Below are 17804 nucleotides of genomic sequence, written 5' to 3' on the forward strand. Positions count from 1 at the left end.
TTTGGGACCAAGGTGGGCATTCAAAGAAGCGCTGAACAGTGGCAAGCTGGTGGCCTTGTTACCCGATTATCAGCTCGGGGGGGGTCCTTTCCATGCTGTTTATCGACCCGGAGGGTATGTCCCGCCCAAGATCCGATGTTTTATTGATCTGATGGGTGAGCATTGTAAGCGTGCGCTTTAAACGCTGAACGAAAAAACAGCCACCGCAGCAACCTTCCCAAGCTGGTCAGCAATATTCTTCATTTTATTCTGTCAGATATTTGGTGTTTAATGATTGACCAACACCACGATAAGGAGCATTTGGTTGCTATTATGAGTCATCTTCAGCTTTACTATTTTCCACTGTCCGGGCACAGCCATAAAGTGCTCACACTTGCGTCAATGCTGGATCTGAGCATAGAGACTGTGACCGTTGATATTAAATCCGGTGAACACTTGTCTGAGTCGTTTGTCCACCTCAATCCGGCTGCCAAGATACCTGTTTTGGTTGATGGGGACACGGTTATCACCGACTCTCACGCCATTTTGTTTTATCTTGCCCGGCAATATGATCCTGCAAGAGTCTGGTATCCAACTGACCTGACTACTCAGGTTGAGATCCAGCGATGGTTTGCCCTGTCTGCCGGTGAGTTGTGTAACGGTCCCGTGGCACTACGCGGGATCCGGGTGCTTGGGAAGCCCGGCAATGAGGCGCATGCGATGCAGCAGACGCTGAGGTTATTTTCACTGTTAAGCACTCAGCTTGAGCAAAGCCCCTGGCTTGCCGGAGTGACCCCAACTTTGGCTGACATTGCCTTGTACAGTTATACTGCACTGATTGCCAGGCTTGAGCCGAGCTTACGTGATTTTCCGCGCGTACTTGACTGGCTGGCGCGCTTTGAGCAGTTACCCGGATACCGGGCACTGCCTGCAAAATAATCATAGCTTTGGTTAAGATACACTGCTAATTTCGTCAATGTGCCAGTCACAGAGAGTGGCGCGTTGGCGCAACACCTGACAGCAACCAGGCTTGTCTTGCGGTCGCTGCGCCAAATTCAATCAGCCCTGTGTTCCGCAGCGCGATATGCTGATAACCCAACTCAGTCAGGCTCAGCTGCAGATAGTAAGCAAAAAAGCGCATATAAAAGTGTTGTGATCCCATATTATCGAATAAATGATAAATGGCTTGCAGTACTTCAGGGTCGCCATTGAGCGTGTCGTGTCCATTCAGCTTGTGCATGCCTGCTATCAGATTGTCCAGATCTGCTTTTATATTTGGGTGCATTTGCATTACTCGGCCAAGCGTCGGACCTGATTTGCTGCGCCAGTCTCGTTCTTTATGCGCGCTGTCATATTGTCTGAGCTGTTTCAAACGTGTGGTTGCAAGTTCAATCAGGGTAGCGGCGTCTGGCTCGTCGGCACTGAGATAGTGTGCAAAGGCTGGTGCATAAAAAGCGCTTCTTAATAATGGATTGGCCCGACAGTTAGGCATCTGAAGGTGACGAGGCAAAGCGGCTGCCAGTGCCTTGGACAATAGGGTCGAGTCCGCATTTGCCAGTGTTGGCAACAAGTTACGAAATACATCATGAGGTATGGTGAGTGTCAGTGTGACCTGAATATCTGTCTGCGCTTTGAGCTTGTGATAGAGTTGCCCGGCAAGAGTATCGACTTCACCGGGTTGAATGAGTCCCCAGATCGCTAACTCATCAGCTAGCTGGCAGGCAGCTTGTTCGCTAAGGCTGTCCTGATATGTGCTATGTGCCAGGGTCTGCGTTAGATCAAAGTCCTGCATTGACACCATAACCGGGGCTTTAAAGGTTGGCATAGCCGCTTCAAAGTCGATATAAAACTGGCGTTTCTCTTCGCCCGTCTGGTCCTGATAACATCGCAGGCCTTGCCCGGACAGCTTGACTTCACCATGAATATTTTCCTGGGTGATAACCTGAAACTTGGTATCTTCACGGCTCATCATCTGCCAGGAAAAGACGTTGAAGCGGAAACCCCTGGTGTGATGTTGCTGTGTTATTCGCTGATTGAAAAACTGCTCAACATTCACCTGTTTCAGGTGTGTGTCCAGTTGACTCATCAGTGTGCCGGCGACTGTGGCTTCATGCAATGCCGGTGTGAGTGCGTCGTCGCACACTGTCAGGTGCAAAAGTGCCTGATGCATCTGCACGCGATGGTAATGGTAGTAGAAGCTTAGCTCAACACCTGATTGAGCGGCTGTGCAGATAGAGGTTTCCAGGCTCTGCTGAATTTCCTTGATGCGCGGTTTTAGTTCTTCGAGTTTGTCCAGCCCCAATCGTTTTAAGAGCGCTGTCGCAATGGGGAGTAGTTGATCTGGCAGTGCATTTGGAGGCAAGTGGGCTGTCAGTGCCTCAATCTCTTCCTCGGAGCGCTGAAAGATAGCCTCTACCATGGCCGTGTATGCGACCTGAAATGCCTCTCGGTTACTCAGTTTTGCAGTAATATTGGCATTTACTGTGCCTTGTGTGCTGTTTGAGGTCGACTTGACATAGCTAAGGTAAAGTATACGGGGTGTGTCGACAGGCCGGGCAAATATAACCTGATAACCTCCCTCAATGGAGACCTCAAGGTCGGCGTTCAGACTGGCATTGAACGACAGATCCAGTAGCTCTCCTTGTGCAAGCCAGCGGCTGAACAGATGAAAGTTTCGACATAGCAACTCACTCCATTTTATGGAAGTATGGACCGTTAATGTACCCTGCGTATCAAGCGCGAGAGACTCGCCGGGCTTGAGCGCTTTGACGTCCTCGCAGGAATAAATGCAAGGCAGGGTGGTCAATTGCGTTGCGAGTGTGTCCGCGATGACGTTACCGGGGTGGGCGCTCAGGCAAGCTGTTAGTTGCATATGCGCACTGGCCTGGCCCGATATCTTATTTGCTTGCTGGCGGGCTTGTATCGTGGTGCCGCTAAGTGATGCTGACAGTTCATAATTGAGCCAGCAGGTTTGGGGCTCAGCGTTGGTTTGGGTCGTTGAGTACGTAGTCTGAGAGGTTGCCTGACTTGCCGGTGTTTGACTGTGCTCCGGGTGATCCAGCAGCGTCACGGTCAGTGCACCACTTGCAATGGCATGCCCACCCGGCACATCAAAGGTTGTGCTGTCGGTGAGCTGGTTGTGCAGCAAACGAGCGGGCCCGGTGTAGTCATTAAATGGATGGCTCAGGCGCTGTAATAGTTGTGATTGATTGTATTGCACATGTATTGGCATGCCTTACTCCCTCAAGATAAGAAACAATGCTGGTAGTGAGTATTTACATTGTTTTGTTGGTGCTTTAGGTGCAAGCTTCCTACCCTAAGGGATCATGCTCAAGAGCGCAACTCAACCCGGTGGTAATTCAAACCACAGCGCCTCAAGTGGGGCTGTTGCAGTTAGCTCAATAGACTCTTCTTCTGTGAGACTCGCTGCATCACCTGCACTAAGGTGTGTTTGCAAGGTTTGAGCCGCGCCTTTAATGAGGTGCAGGTAGCCCCAGCGCCCTGGTGCGTTCAGGATTACAGTCTCACCAGCAGATAACTTCAAACGATAGAGCCTGGCATCCTGATGAATGACCAGTGAATCGCTCTGTCCGTCCGGGGTCACAAGTGGCGTAAGGGCCCCTTTTTGGTGAATCGTAGCTTGTGCGTAGCTGGGGTTGAGCCCTTTTTTGCCAGGTCGGATCCAGATCTGTAAAAAGCGGGTTGGCTCAGTCGCAAAATAGTTGTACTCGGAATGGGTGATCCCGGTACCGGCGCTCATCAGCTGAATATCTCCGGCCGGAATAACGTGATGATTGCCCTTACTGTCTTTGTGTTCCAGCGCACCTTGCATCACATAAGAAATGATCTCCATATCCCGGTGGCCATGGATATCGAATCCCATACCCGGGGCCACTGTATCGTCATTGATAACGCGTAACATGGAAAACCCCATATGTTTTGGGTCGTAGTAATGACCAAATGAAAAAGTATGCAGGCTTTTCAGCCAGCCCAGGTTTACCTGACCCCGCTCTGAGCCACGACGAAGTAATGGCATAATGATGACGCTCCTAAACTGTGATAGCCCCACTTTACGGATTCTGTATAGAGAACGAAATGTGCGAATATCGTATTTATCATTCTGTAAAAAAGAATGGTTGTGTGCCTTTGCAGAGCACGCGCTTTTACGCCTGTATGCTAGAGTTATACAGTCGAAAGTAGATTGCTAATCCAGTTTCAGGGAGTGTTATGTCGTCTTTAAATCAGTTTATTCCATCGCCCGTGATTGCCGTTGCTTCAGCTTACCAGACACATCTGGGCGGCATCGATGTGTTCATCTGTTTTGCGCAAATTGACGATGACAATCAACTCCTTCTCCAGCTCAGGGAAACGCATGCATTGCAGGTTGGAGATTTGGTCACGGTACATCTGGATAATCGCACCGGTGTCAGTGAATATGACGCTGAACTGAGTGTTTATCGTTTGTCTTACAAAGGTCGGGTAACAGCACTAAACGAGACAGAGGTAACCGTTTCTCCAATTGAGTATCAGGTTTATTACGGGATTTCGGTGGAACTGGAATACCGTGCGCCGGGGTATGAGTTTCCAGACGATCCGCGTGTGCAAACGCCTTTGCCATGCACGCCGTTAACGACAACCCCTGTGATGGATGAGGAAGAGCACGATAACAAAGTCGGGGTGTTAATCACTAAGGCGCAATCACAACCGCACACCACAGTGATGGCATTTTTATCCAGCACCGATGATGATGTCTTTTTTATCACGCTGCCACAAACCTTTAAATCCAGCCTAATGAAGCGCGATAATCAGTGTTATTTTGCCATCGACAATCGTGCCAGCTTTACCTTTGAAAACTATGTGGAGTGGAATTACTCCATTATCGCAGGAAAGGTGCATCAGATAGCAAGTGACAGCGCCTTGTTCAATGAAGTGAGAGAATTGTTTATCTCTAAAAACCCCTGGGAAGTGGGGTTTTTTAGTCACCCGGACATTGAAATGTACCACCTGAAAGCTGAAAAAGTGGTGTGTCCTAAGCGATAAGTGTTGCAAGGTCAGAGTGATTGGGTATGAGCAGACAAGTAAAGTGCCTTAACATTTAACATCACACCTGTTTGAAATTGCGTTTATGAGACTGATCCAGATCACTTCCAGGGGTCACACTTTCGCGTTACAATCTCTCCAATTATAAAAATATTTATAAAAATTAACATGGACAGAGAAACATCAACAGCACAGGTTTGGGCCTTAAGAGGCTTCCTTGACGAATTACAGCGTATTAACGACACCATGGAAGACCGGCGTTTTGTGTTTATACTGGGCGCTGGTGCGTCGATCCAGTCTGGTGTTAAAGGCGCAGCCCCCCTGGCAAGGGAGTGGATGCAAATGCTGTTTCATCGGGTGGTATCGCCCGAGACTGACTTTGACAGCTGGCTTAAGCTGAACCCGTTAGATATTAAGGGTTGGCAGTCTGATAATCTGGCTGGTCATTACCCAGAGATTTTCGCTCACTGCTTTGCTGGCGATCATGAAGCTGGCTTCGCAGAGCTGGAAAAAGCCATCGAAGCTGGCAGCCCGAGTTTTGGCTATGCCGTACTGGCCTGGATAATGACCAAAACCAGCCACAACTTGGTGATCACTACTAATTTCGACAATCTGGTCGCCGACTCTTTGTATATTTACGGCAGACGCTCTCCTCACGTGATAGGCCATGAAACTTTGGCCGGATATTTAAAGCCTCTGGCGCGGCGCCCCATGGTGGCCAAAATTCACCGTGACTTGTTTACCGACCCCATCAATGACCCTGATGGTACAGGGCAGCTAAAAAAGCCCTGGGAAGATGCTCTGAAAAATATCTTCAAATTCTATACCCCCATTTTTATTGGTTATGGCGGTAACGACGGCAGTCTGATGAACTTTTTATCTGATTTATCACCCAGGGACATCAGTGGCAGACCGTTTTGGTGCTACTACGAGCCAGGCGGACAACCAAATGGTGACATTGCTGCGCTGATGCTAAAGCACAACGGTGTCTTGATACCAACCCCAGACTGGGACCAGCTGATGCTGGATATTGGTAACCTCTGGGGTTATAAGCATGATGATCAGTTAAAAGACCTTGACCGCTATACTGAGGAATTGAAGCAGACACTCCAGGAGCAGGTGATGAACACTTCTCGTGAGGGGGGAGAAGACATCAAAGCAAAGCTTTTGCCTAAGCATAAGAAAGAGCAGGATAAAAGCTGGCTGGATTGGGCGCTTGAGGCTGAGAATAAACCCAATTTAGAACAAAAGCTTGCGCATTACCAGTCTGCAATTAAAGCCTTTCCAGATTCACCTGGGCTACATAACAACTATGCTATATTATTGAAAGAGAACGAGAAGTTAAAGGAAGCAGAAGCTCATTATACAGAAGCGTTGGCGAAGGATCCTGAGTACACAACGGCTATGTTTAATTATGCCATATTGTTGGAAAGCTCAGGGGAAGTGGATAAAGCTGAGGCTTATTATAAAAGGGCGTTGGAGTTAGATGCTCAGGATACTGACTCTATGAATAATTACGCTTGTCTGTTGATTGATCAAAAACGCCTGGTAGATGCTGAGGCGCTGCTTCACAGAGCTTTGCAATTATTGCCTAATGACCTGGCAATTCTTGAAACGCACGCTGAATTATTGTTTGCACAAGAAAAGCACCATGAGGCGCTTCAAGTTATTGAGCAAGTGCTCGAAGTGGAGCCGACTCGAAAAAGTGCTAAAGACCTTAATACACAGATCATACAAGCAATCGAAGATACGGAAAGTGAGTTAGAATAACAATAACGTACGCTGACGGTTGCTTTTTATGCAGGTACCTGCTTAAAACCGTTGTGGCAGAGGGGAGTGGCCATGACGACAAGGCGTCTACCCTGGTCAGTATTTTATTATGGAGCTCACCCTTTGTGGGCGTCTCAAAATGAAGCATAAATCCATTCCTTTTCATCCGTCATCCCGTGCTCGACACGGGAGCTTGTTTCAGGCGACTCCGTTGATGATGTATTGCGTAGTCTCACCTTCGCCTGTTCTTCTCTCCCACTTCTTTCACGATAACGGCCCATAATCACGGTCGTACAGTCAAAGTAACGCCTAAGCCACAATCAAGTGTGATAGGAGTGCCGATGGGCGCTGACTCAGAGGTTATCTCGCCGACAGAAAAACGCTCTGTGTCCGTGTTTTGCTCAAAAGCGCTGCAGGCATAAATGACATACCAGTGTGCGCCTTCATGCCATAGTGCAGAGATAGTCGCCTGGAATGTTCGCTGTCCAACTTTGCCGCTGAATGTAGCCGCCTCTTCTGATAACAACAATCTGCCACCTGGCCATTCAACGACCTTGGGTGGCGGTGATACGCATGCCATTAAAGACAAACAGAGTGGTATCAGCCAGCAAAATCGTGGCTTGATTATCGGCATGATTGGCCTCTTTGTTTGCACAAGTTCCGGTTAAAATGACACAAAAAAACGTGCTTTTCCAGCTCGGAAATAAGGCGGGTTATAGAGCCTGTTGTTAAGCAAAAAAGACCATGTTAATGGCTTTGAAATGGGCTGTTTTATCATCAGTTAGAATAATCATTGCTCAGCCTTCATAGGGCTCTCGTAACCATTCATCACTTTTTCATAAGCGATTTTATCCAATACTTATAATAACTTGCAGCCCATCAAAGCAAAGCAAGAAAATGGGTGGCCGGATATGGAACAGCAATTTAAAGATCGCAGAGCAGAACTTTTGGTACAAAAAATGCGCCGTACCGAGCGCTTTATGCGTCATCAGCAGCTCGAAAAGACAGCGGTGTCATTTGGTGATGAGCAACTCGAATTTATCGAGCATGCAATGGTAGATGGACTGAACGAAGACACCATACGCACCATTGAATTTCATCGTCGTTGTCTGGCGGCGGGGATAGACAATGGTCGTCACTACTGGTGCTTTAAACAAGGCGAACAGCTGGTTGGCATGTCCGGTTATCATTATCGCTTATGGGACCCAAAAAGCATTGTCTGGGGAGGCTGGTTTGTAGCTGATCAGAATGTCTCACCTCTGGTCAAAATGGCAATGTTGCTGGATACCCTAAAGGTCTTGTTGGAAGAAACCAACTATGAGGAGTTGTACATTGAGGTGTTTGCCGACACCACGCAGTCCAATATTCTCAATATCTATCATTCTTTACAGTTTACCTCTTTGGGTCGATTCGAAAGCTTCTATGGTCCGCAGCAGGATATGGTGGTGATGAAGCTTGAGTTGGCTGAAGTAAGAGCTTTATGGCTCAACACCACGCGTCCACTCGAGCGGGTTCAGTAGCATGCTCCTGTTATATGTGGAGTCTGGCGCGGGGTCACGAGCACTGGCAGAGGCTCTGGCGAGCGGTTTTCGTAAACAAGGCAAAACCGTTGAGCTGTTGTCAGTGTCCGAACTGTTGCCACAGTGGCTGTCCGATTTACTGTTTGGCCAATATTACCAGTGGTGCATGTCGGGCAAGCAACATCACAGCAAGTTATATGCAAGCCGCTGGTTCTACCCGTTTCTTTACAGGCTAATACCGCTGTGGCTGGCGCTTAAAGGCAATGACAAGCAGGAAGACGCGAAAGCGGTGATCCGTCGTCATAACCAGGTGGTTGCCTGTAGTTATTACGGTGCATTCTTCGCCCGTTATTTTGCCAGACTGGCCGGGCATAAGGTCGAAGTCAGTGGTGTGCTGGGTGATTATCAAATCTCTAATGGCTGGCGGACCCCGTTAACTCAGTTGTTTGTTTCTCATCAGTACAGTCATCCTGTGCTGGACTGGCATCGCGCCAGAGGAACCGACATATTGCCGCTGGGGATCCCGACAGAGGTAGCTCAGGACTTAACGGTGACAGGCAAAGATACCGCGAAGAAAAGCGAGGCCGCTCTGAACATTTTACTCTGTGGCGGTGGCTGGGGGTTGGGCATTTCGGCTTCAACAGTGGCGTTGTTATTGGCTCAGAATCCATCTGGTACGGTAACGGTCATTTGCGGCCAGAACGAGACTTTACAACAGCAACTACGGGCTCGTTTTGAACAAGAAATAGCCCAACATCAGTTGCAACTGGCCGGGTTTGTGTCGGATATGCAGCCTTACTACGCCCAGGCGGACATCATAATTACGAAAGCCGGTGGTCTGACCCTGACCGAAGCGGCCCTGGCCAATACCTGCCTGATCATTCATGGCGCTTTACCCGGGCAAGAGCAACACAATCGAGCGGTGTTTGTCGCTCAGGGCGCGGCACTAAACGCGTGCAATGATCAGCAGCTCAGTGACTTGCTCAGTCAGATACAGACATCGGCATCACTGCGCAGCCAGACCATTATGAAGGCTGCCACTTTAGTGAACGCCAATGCATCAAACCAGATTTGTCATCATTTACTCGCAAGTAGCAAATAATATTGTAGGAGTCGATTATGTGGACTAAGAAAGCCACGCAACTGGCGGTCAGCGAATTACCGCAGGCACATCAGAATTTTATGGCCAGAAACCCAGGGTTTACCGCCCATCATCAGGCCAGCACCGAGCGAGTGGCTAACGCCCTCAGACGCTATGCCGCGAGCGGAAAAATCGAAGCAGATAATATCTGTAAGCTGGTCATTAAAATGACCAGCAGTTGTAATTTGCGCTGTGAACAGTGCTTTCAGTGGCGTGAAACAGGCTTTCACCATGGCCTGGATCCCACGGCCATCCCTTATGAGCAAAGTGGTCATTTGTTTGATTTTGTTGAGCGTCAGCGCTGCGACATCATACTGACCGGGGGAGAGCCCACTTTACACCCTGATTTTCCTAAGTTTCTCAGCCGCCTGGCTGAAGCCGGATGCTTTATTTATATCTGTACGAATGGCCTGATGATTAAGCGCCACTTTGAGGTATTGAGTAAGTATCACGATCAGCTGGCCTTTTTGATTTCCATCGACGGACCGAAAGACATCCATGACTCGATCCGGGGTAAAGGCACCTACAACAAAACCATGGCCGGTATTAAGTTACTGGCTGACGGTAAAAAAGAGGGCAAGCAGTGGCTGATCGGGGTAGAGAATACCATGATGGCCAAAAACCTGGACCGGGCGACCGAGTTACTTAATGAGTGCGAACAGGCCGGTGTTGACTGGATGATCTACAACCACCTGTGGGTCGTGGACATGATGGCGCGCAGCGAATACCACCGCTTTTGTGAAGACTTCGACACTGTGCCTAACTCCTATACAGGATTTGATATGGGGGATTTTCGTCCGGATTACATTGAACACGTCATAGACACCATAGACACATTGCGTGCCTATCCGTCACAGATCCCCGTGTTATTTGGGCCGGATTATGATGCGGATGAGATCCGTCAGTACTATCGCGGCAAAATGCCAGCACGGCCACATTATCTCAAAATGGGTGTGAAACTGGATGTTGATATTGGTGGCAAGCTGGTGATGACCAAGCAGTTCCCTGATCTGGTATTTGGTAATGTGCTCGATACTCCAATTGAGGAGCTCATTGCTTCTGAGCCATACCAGCGTGCTGCTAAGACGATGCGTGAGCAAAGCTTAAAGGTTCTCAATGCGTGTCCCGACGCGCATAACTTTTTGCTCTAGAGGTGCGTATGTTGTCCGTGATCTTGCCTGCTCATAATGAAGCAAAAACGTTAGCGGTTACTTTACCGTTATTGGTTGAACAGTTGCCTCTGGATGCTGAGCTGATCGTGGTCTGTGATACCTGCTCGGATGCAACCGTGCAGGTGGCGCGGGCCTATACTGAGCAGGTATTTACTATTTCCGCAGGCAGTGCCGCTGCAGCGCGTAATTATGGCGCTGCACAGGCAAGTGGCAGCATGCTGCTGTTTCTAGATGCTGATACCGTGTGCAGTGCGCAACTACCAGCGCAGATTGCTCAGTTTGCCAAGGACAGCCACAGGGCTGTGTATGGTACGGCGCCACTGAAGAGCGACAGTGGTCACTGGCTCGGTCGTTTTGTCGCGACGGATATCAATCGTTTTAACCAGCGTCACCAGAGCATGGGCGGCAATTGTTTTGTTTCGGCCGACTTGTTTAAAACCGTTGGTGGCTTCAACACACGTTTATTGCGTGGCGAAGACACCGATCTGGGTGTGCGTTGCCAATGTGAGGGTGGGCATTATGTGTGGCTTAGTCAAAGTCATTTTGTTCACAACGAGCGAAAGTTCCGCACTCATGGTTATCTGCGGTATTACGGTTCGTTGTTGCTCGGTGGCGTGTTATGGCAGCTTTCACCACGCTTGTATGCCCGCAGTCTGGGAGGACAGGCATGATAGAAAAATGCAGAGCCTTGTGGCAGGTGCTGTCACTCAAACTGGTTTTACTGAGCAGCTTAAGCGCCTGCACCACCATTTTGATCCTACATACCTTCACCATGGCACTGCAACTGGATAGCAGTAATTCGGCCAGCCTGGCTCAGGGCGCTATCTGGTTCTCAATGGCATTCATTGGTTTTGTGGTGGTGCAGCTGACCTTTCAGCGTAGCGTGATCCGACTGACCGAAACCACCATTAAGACCGTGCGGTTGGATATTCTGGATGCAGTGCGTCATGCACGATTACAGATGATTGAGCAGTTTGGTCAGGAGCGGATCCTCTCGGCGATTGCTTATGATGCCAACACACTCAGTCAGCTTAATCAGTTCGTCGCGTTAAGTGTGGGACACCTATTCACCGTGATAGCGGCACTGATTTACATGTTTGTGATTGCCCCTATGGGGGCATTACTTGCACTGGGTCTGATAGCGCTTGCAGTGACGGCCTATTGCTTACGCTTTGCCCGCATTCATCAGGGATATGAACGTGCGCGAGAGGCTGAGGACAGCTTCTTTACGCACTTGCACGATCTGCTGATGGGGATCCGGGAAGTGAAGCAAAATGCTGCGCGTAATGACTCGCTGTATCAGGAGCATCTGACCCGGGATGCGACTGCGGTCCAGCATAATAAAATCATGGCGGAATGTCGTTTTGCACATAATCAGCTGATGCTGATGGCCGCACTTTATCTATTGGCTGCGGTGGCGGTATTTGTCGCGCCGCTGTGGTTTGCTTTATCGCCCCAGCAGAGTATCAGTTTTGTGATCATCACTTTGTTTATGGTGAGTCCGTTCCACAGCAGTATGGAGTTATTTCGGGTGCTTAGTCAGCTCCAGGTTTCACAACAAAAGCTGGCTGAAATCAAACAACTGGCTAGTGAAGCCGGGGAGCAGAGTGTTGCGCCATCTAACGTGTCGTTTTCGCATCGGCTGACGCTCCACAAGTTGATGTTTGAGTACCAGCAAGGGTTCACCGTGGGGCCGATTAATCTGGAAGTTAATCAGGGAGATATCGTGTTTATATCTGGCGGTAATGGCTCTGGGAAAACCACCTTTATGCGCTTACTCAGTGGCTTGTATGCGCCGCGAAGCGGCCAAGTCTGGCTTGATAATACCCAGCTGGATGATGCTCAGTTATTGGCTTATCGCCAATTGTTTTCCGGCATCTCGGCGGATAGTGTGGTTTTTGCCAATCGTTATGGTCAGCCGATGCATGAGACCTTGATCAATCAATGGCTGGACAAGCTGGCGTTGAGCGACAAAGTGCAGTTTCGTGACGGCTGTTTTACCAATACCCGCTTGTCGACAGGCCAGATGAAGCGCCTGGCCCTAGTGCAGGCCTTGATGGAAGAGCGTCCTATTCTGGTGTTGGATGAATTTGCTGCCAACATCGACCCCGAAAGTCGTCAGGTGTTTTACCGTCAGTGGCTACCGACATTGAAGGCCATGGGTAAAACCTTGTTCGTGATCACCCATGATGAGGCGTACTTTGATTGTTGTGACTGTCATTACCTGATGCGTGATGGTCAGCTTCATCCCTATCCGGCACAGTCGTTGTCGCTGGTTAAATCCCACTAAGGAGCTTGCTATGAAAGATTATCAGTTAACCTGGTTGGCACCGAGGGTGACAACGCAAACGACGGCAATATTGGTGCCGTTTTACAATGAAGCGGGTGATAAATCACACTTTGCCGAGCGACTGGCTTACTTTGATGGGCTGGCAGCTCGTCATCCCGAACTTGATATTATCCTGATTGATGATGGCTCTACCGATCAACCCTTCTCGGCGAATACAGAGCAGCTAACACATCTCAGCCTCAGCCGGGTGACGCCAAACGGCCAAAAGATTGGGGCGCTTTACACTGTGATCCAAGCTTTGTCTCATCAGTACATCATTTTTACCGACTTTGACACTGAGCTTCAGGGCCTGGATAACCTGCCTGATATACACAACAAGTTAGCGGCGGACGCCACTGCAATGGGTTGCTATTTCAGTATGCGCCCTACAGCCGGTAACACGCCCGCGGTGCAGTTTCAGATGCTGGAATATGCGCTGGAGCGAGCGAGTTATCAGTTCAGTAAAAATGAGGGCAGTGTGCCTATTATGCCGGGTGCGGGCTGCTTGTATAAACGGCCAATCATAGAGGACCTGTTGTCCCGACACAGCGGGCTGCGCAGCGGTGAAGACAGGGAGACGTGTTTGCTGGGTCTGGAGCTGGGCTATACGGTATTTTATGCACCTCAGATCGAGGCACTGACACAGCCGCCCCAAACCTTCGGTGCTTTACTGCATCAACGTCGGCGCTGGTCGCAGGGGTTTGTGGAGGTCGCGTTGCATAAAGCGGCGTTTTATCGCAACCAGATGGCAGAGAAAACCGTATTAGGACTGCGCCATCGGATTGATATGATTTCAGTGAGCATTTTTTTATTAATGCCGCTGATATTACTGCTGGCATTTCTTATCAGCAGTACTGTCGGCGTGGCCCTGGTTTTGGCGTGGACGGCACTGGGTTTTGTTGAAACCTTTTGGCTGTACAGTAAAGCCAGCGATGAATTTCGTACCATCCCCTACCATAAGCTGAAGTTGTGTCTGATCCCATTTGCACGCGTGCTGCTGGAAGTGCCAACCTGGTGGCGGGTGATAGGACGAGTTTGTCTGAACAAACTACAAGGTAAAGGAGCGTGCGCATGAGTAGTCACTTTGTAGTCCAAACCGGCAACCCTTTTATTGCGGGTCAGTATAGCCGGGTACACAGTCTGGGTATGGATTGCCGGCCCCGTCATTTGACTCGTCAGCTGGAGCTGGGCTGTCGACGCGGACCATTTGACTGGATCGGAGGTCGTTCTGTGGCCGATCTCGACAAGGCACTGCAAACGCGGTGCAAAGAAGTACTCTTACTGGAGAACCTTGAGCCTTATGAACCTGATTGCAAAGAATATCGAAAATACGCCGATCGCTCAGCGGGATACCTTTCTGCCCATGACTTTGCGGTTGAAAATCATGATCTGGTGCGTGAGTATCCCGCATTTCGTGAGAAATTTGATGGCATCTGCAATCGCTTCTTTTCTGAACTGGCCGAGCTTGACAGTGTGCTGTTCTTTTTAAGTGTGGCATTGGAAGAAAATGCCGACTGGCAGTTTGAAACGCCGGACGAGATCCTGGCTAACACGCTGCAATTAAAAACGACGCTTGAGCAAGTGTGCCCAAATGCTCAGGTCGCTCTACTGGTGGCCACCTTTCATGACGAGCTGGTTGAGCACAGCCGGCCAGGGCTGGCGTTTATGCGCAAATACACTTTTGATAATGGTGAGCCCTGGATGGAAGGTCAGGAGCTCATACATTGGAGTAACATGCTGGTCGGTGTCAATGGCTTTACCGGGCTGGCACCCCACAGGGAGTCGGCATGAGCGCAGTCAACGTGGCCGATATGGTCGCCAATATCCTGGATCAGCCGGGTCAGGCTGTGGCACTTCAGGGCGATAGCTGGACCTTTAGCTATGGCGAACTGCGCGGGCAAGTGATGAGATGTGTTAAGCAGCTGCGCAACTTGGGAATTCAGCCAAATGATTGTGTTGCTGTGTATAGCGATGATCCGCGCTTAAGTGCCGTGGGGATAATCAGCGTACTGTTGCTTGGCGGTACTTTTGTCTGTCTGGACGTGCATTTTCCTGTTACACGCAAACAGCATATGTTGGCACGCAGCCAGGCGCGCGTTGTACTTTATAGCCAGGATGACCCTGGTTTGGGTGGTCCCAGTTGTCGAGTCGAGCTGGATTGCATTTTGGTTGATGATGCATCGGTGACTTGTGACGTATCGACAGACAATCAGGATGAGGCTACGCGCGTTGCCTACCATGTGTATACCTCTGGCAGCACAGGCCAGCCAAAGGGCATCGCGATTTCACGGCACAGCCTGGCTCAGCAGATCCAGGCTGCTCAGCAACAATACCAGCTGACACCGGGCAATCGTGCCTTATGTATTTTATCCAGCTCAACAGACGCCTTTTTGCAGCAATTATTGATGTTTCTCTCGGCCGGAGCGTGTGTGTGTTTCACACAAGGTTCAGTGCTTGATCCTGCCGAATTTGCAAAAGTCTGCATCTCGCAGGCAATCACCCATCTTGATGTGCCCCCCAGCTTGATGGCGAACTTTTTGGCAGATCCCAAAGCTCGTGACTGGCTGTCGAGCATGCACCTGAGTACGGTGATCCTTGGCGGTGAAGAATTCAGTCACAACATAGTACGTCAATGGGACAGGTTGAATTTGTTTGAGCACATTGCGTTATATAACGAATATGGCCCATCTGAAGCCACAGTGACCTCCTGCTTACACCAGGTAACTCGGGCTGATTTAAAGCGCAGCCGGGTGCCTATTGGCAGGCCTTCGGCGGGCAGTATTTTGCTGATTGTGGACGAGCAGGGCAGACCGGCCAGACAAGGTGAGTTACTTATCGGTGGTGAAGGGGTGGCGCTGGAATATCTGGCAGAGCCGCAAAAAACAGCTCAGCAGTTTATTTCTATGGCGCGCCTTGGCAGGACGCAGCGCTTCTATCGCAGTGGCGACTTGGTGTGTAGGGATGAACAGGGGCTGATCACCTATCTTGGGCGACTGGACAATCAGGTTAACCTGCTTGGCCACCGGATTGAGTTAGAAGGCATTGAAGCCGTGCTGGATCAGTACCCAGGTATCCGCAGCTCGGCGGTATTGTGTGTTGGCACTCAGCTGATCGCTTTTATCGCTGGCGACCTCAATGATACCGATACGACCGCGCTGCGCAAAATGCTAAGCGAGGCGTTACCTGCCTACATGTTGCCAGCACAGTTTTTTTATTACACGCAGCTGCCAACCACTGCGATTGGTAAAATTGATAAGCCAGCTTTAAAGCGCGTTGCTGAACTTAGATTACAGCAACACGAACAGGTGGCAACGTTGCCAGAGCTGGTGGCGCGAAGTCTGAATGTACCTTTGGCCGAACTCGATAGGGGCAAAGGTTACAAGGCACAGGGAGGTGACTCACTGAAAGCACTGACGTTACAAACCCGTGCCAGACAACATGGCTGGTCAGTATCGTTAAGTCAGTTGCTCAGCGATGTACCTCTGGCCCGGTTGACGTCTTCTTCAGCTCGCACATCATTGCGTTTTGAGCCAGCGTTGCTTAACTTTGCTCTGCCTAATAAGCTGGCCATGATCCATATCGATGGGATTGAGCGCTGGCAGATATGTACTATGTTGTTTACTCAACAACAGCTGAACTGCGAAAAAATCCATCAGGTTGTGCGTATATTACTGCTGAAATACCCGGCTTTAAGGCTGCGCTTTGACCCAGTAAACATGACACAGCGCGTGAGTAAAGGGGCTTTACACCTCAGTGCAGAGCTCACAGTATCGAGTTTTGATGATTTTAAACAGCAAGCCCGGGCGGCATTTAAAGCTTGTTTGGCTGAGTCTTCGTTGACTGAACAGTTGGTTTCCATCGCCAGCTATCGAAGTCGCTATGGGCATATAGTCGCGGTAGGGATCAGCCATTTGTTGGTGGATGACATCAGCTTGCAAGTACTCAGTAGCGACCTCGAAAGCCTGCTGAACGCCCCCACACATTTCGACAGACAGCGGGACTGGACGCTATTGCATTGGCAGCGGCAATGTCACAATGCAGTCATGGCGGGTCATTTTAATGCCGATCTCAGCTACTGGCGGGAAGCGCTCAGCACGCGTGGCGCATTTTGTCAGGAAGCGGAGCGTAAACTCACAAAGCTTCACAACAATAAGCCTATTTATAGCCAGGTACAGTTAGCCACTCCACAGCAGCTAGCTTTGCTATTACCGCGTTTAGCCCGTCAGGGCACATCACTACAAGCCGTGTTATTTGCTGCCCTGGCACACAGTTACCATCAATGTAGCGGTGACAGCGCCGTTGCTGTTGCACTGGAAAACAATGGTAGACAGCCTTTCTCAGGCAGTAACTGCGGGGTTTCGGTGGAAGTGGGGCAGGCTGTGGGCTGGTTTGCTCACAGTGCGCCGTTGCTGTTGCATGCGGGTGAGGAACCTGGTTCACAATTGGCACTGACGCAAGCGGATTTAGCCAGATATCCGGTGGGTGGGCACAGTTATGGCTGGCTAAGTATGTTTAGCACAGATGGGGCATTTAAAACGCTGGTGCAAACCCAGGCTCCAAGAGTGTCGGTCGCTTTTGCAGATCTGAGTGAATTGCCGGAGCAGCAGCTGTTTGCTCAGCCAAGGTTTGGTCTGAGTGGGCAGGACTGGCTGACAGACGGGCAGGTATTTGCGTTCGAGCAGCGCTATCATTGGTTGCAGGTTCGTTTTGTTCGCGATCAAGAAGTAGGCCTGATGGTTGAGCTGAATAGTGATGCCGACCTTGTTAGCGAGCTTTGGCTGGATAGCTTATCCGGGTTGATAGTAAGGTGCTTTGAAGAGCACTGCTGCGAGTGACAGATAATTTGTCTTTGG

General features: G+C 49.9%; 15 protein-coding genes. 13 read left to right on the forward strand and 2 right to left on the reverse strand.

The window, feature by feature from the left end; translation table 11 throughout:
* Position 1 precedes the first annotated feature (1 nt).
* A complete protein-coding gene (locus AT705_RS25545; RefSeq protein WP_167552019.1) occupies positions 2-181 on the forward strand; it encodes a LysR substrate-binding domain-containing protein in 180 nt (59 codons plus the stop codon).
* Positions 182-270: 89 nt separating this feature from the next.
* Entirely contained in the window at positions 271-918 is a 648-nt protein-coding gene (locus tag AT705_RS22915; RefSeq protein WP_082669122.1) for a glutathione S-transferase family protein, read from the forward strand.
* A 46-nt stretch (positions 919-964) separates the two neighbouring features.
* On the opposite strand, the gene AT705_RS22920 is transcribed toward AT705_RS22915, so the two are convergent.
* Both AT705_RS22920 and AT705_RS22925 read right to left on the reverse strand, forming a co-directional pair.
* Positions 965-3211, reverse strand: coding sequence for a hypothetical protein (locus tag AT705_RS22920; protein WP_058798639.1), 2247 nt, complete (start codon positions 3209-3211; stop codon positions 965-967).
* Positions 3212-3322: 111 nt separating this feature from the next.
* The gene (locus tag AT705_RS22925; protein WP_058798640.1) at positions 3323-4015 is read right to left on the reverse strand and encodes a pirin family protein; all 693 of its coding nucleotides are present in this window, start codon (positions 4013-4015) and stop codon (positions 3323-3325) included.
* Positions 4016-4206: 191 nt separating this feature from the next.
* Here AT705_RS22925 and AT705_RS22930 point away from each other — a divergent pair, with 191 nt between their 5' ends.
* From AT705_RS22930 to AT705_RS22980, 11 genes are all read left to right on the forward strand, one after another.
* A complete protein-coding gene (locus tag AT705_RS22930) occupies positions 4207-5019 on the forward strand; it encodes a hypothetical protein (RefSeq protein ID WP_058798641.1) in 813 nt (270 codons plus the stop codon).
* A gap of 168 nt (positions 5020-5187) precedes the next feature.
* Positions 5188-6789 carry a tetratricopeptide repeat protein gene (locus tag AT705_RS22935; RefSeq protein ID WP_058798642.1) on the forward strand — a complete coding sequence of 534 codons (1602 nt, stop codon included), beginning with the start codon at positions 5188-5190 and terminating at the stop codon, positions 6787-6789.
* Positions 6790-7211: 422 nt separating this feature from the next.
* The gene (locus tag AT705_RS22940) at positions 7212-7457 is read left to right on the forward strand and encodes a hypothetical protein (protein WP_058798643.1); all 246 of its coding nucleotides are present in this window, start codon (positions 7212-7214) and stop codon (positions 7455-7457) included.
* A gap of 243 nt (positions 7458-7700) precedes the next feature.
* A complete protein-coding gene (locus tag AT705_RS22945) occupies positions 7701-8309 on the forward strand; it encodes a hypothetical protein (protein ID WP_058798934.1) in 609 nt (202 codons plus the stop codon).
* Position 8310: 1 nt separating this feature from the next.
* Positions 8311-9411 carry a glycosyltransferase gene (locus AT705_RS22950; protein ID WP_058798644.1) on the forward strand — a complete coding sequence of 367 codons (1101 nt, stop codon included), beginning with the start codon at positions 8311-8313 and terminating at the stop codon, positions 9409-9411.
* Positions 9412-9428: 17 nt separating this feature from the next.
* Positions 9429-10601 carry a radical SAM protein gene (locus AT705_RS22955; protein ID WP_049865836.1) on the forward strand — a complete coding sequence of 391 codons (1173 nt, stop codon included), beginning with the start codon at positions 9429-9431 and terminating at the stop codon, positions 10599-10601.
* 8 nt (positions 10602-10609) lie between these two features.
* Positions 10610-11293: a glycosyltransferase gene (locus tag AT705_RS22960; RefSeq protein WP_049865837.1), complete on the forward strand. Its 684-nt coding sequence runs from the start codon at positions 10610-10612 to the stop codon at positions 11291-11293.
* On the forward strand, positions 11290-12912 hold the full coding sequence (locus tag AT705_RS22965) for an ATP-binding cassette domain-containing protein (protein WP_058798645.1): 1623 nt from the start codon (positions 11290-11292) through the stop codon (positions 12910-12912). The genes AT705_RS22960 and AT705_RS22965 overlap by 4 nt, the downstream gene beginning before the upstream one ends.
* A 10-nt stretch (positions 12913-12922) precedes the next feature.
* Entirely contained in the window at positions 12923-14026 is a 1104-nt protein-coding gene (locus AT705_RS22970) for a glycosyltransferase (RefSeq protein WP_058798646.1), read from the forward strand.
* Entirely contained in the window at positions 14023-14742 is a 720-nt protein-coding gene (locus AT705_RS22975) for a DUF1796 family putative cysteine peptidase (protein WP_058798647.1), read from the forward strand. Before AT705_RS22970 ends, AT705_RS22975 begins: the two co-directional genes overlap by 4 nt.
* Entirely contained in the window at positions 14739-17786 is a 3048-nt protein-coding gene (locus AT705_RS22980) for an amino acid adenylation domain-containing protein (RefSeq protein WP_058798648.1), read from the forward strand. The genes AT705_RS22975 and AT705_RS22980 overlap by 4 nt, the downstream gene beginning before the upstream one ends.
* Positions 17787-17804 lie beyond the last annotated feature (18 nt).

It is taken from the genome of Pseudoalteromonas rubra (genome assembly GCF_001482385.1).
Lineage (GTDB): Bacteria > Pseudomonadota > Gammaproteobacteria > Enterobacterales > Alteromonadaceae > Pseudoalteromonas > Pseudoalteromonas ardens.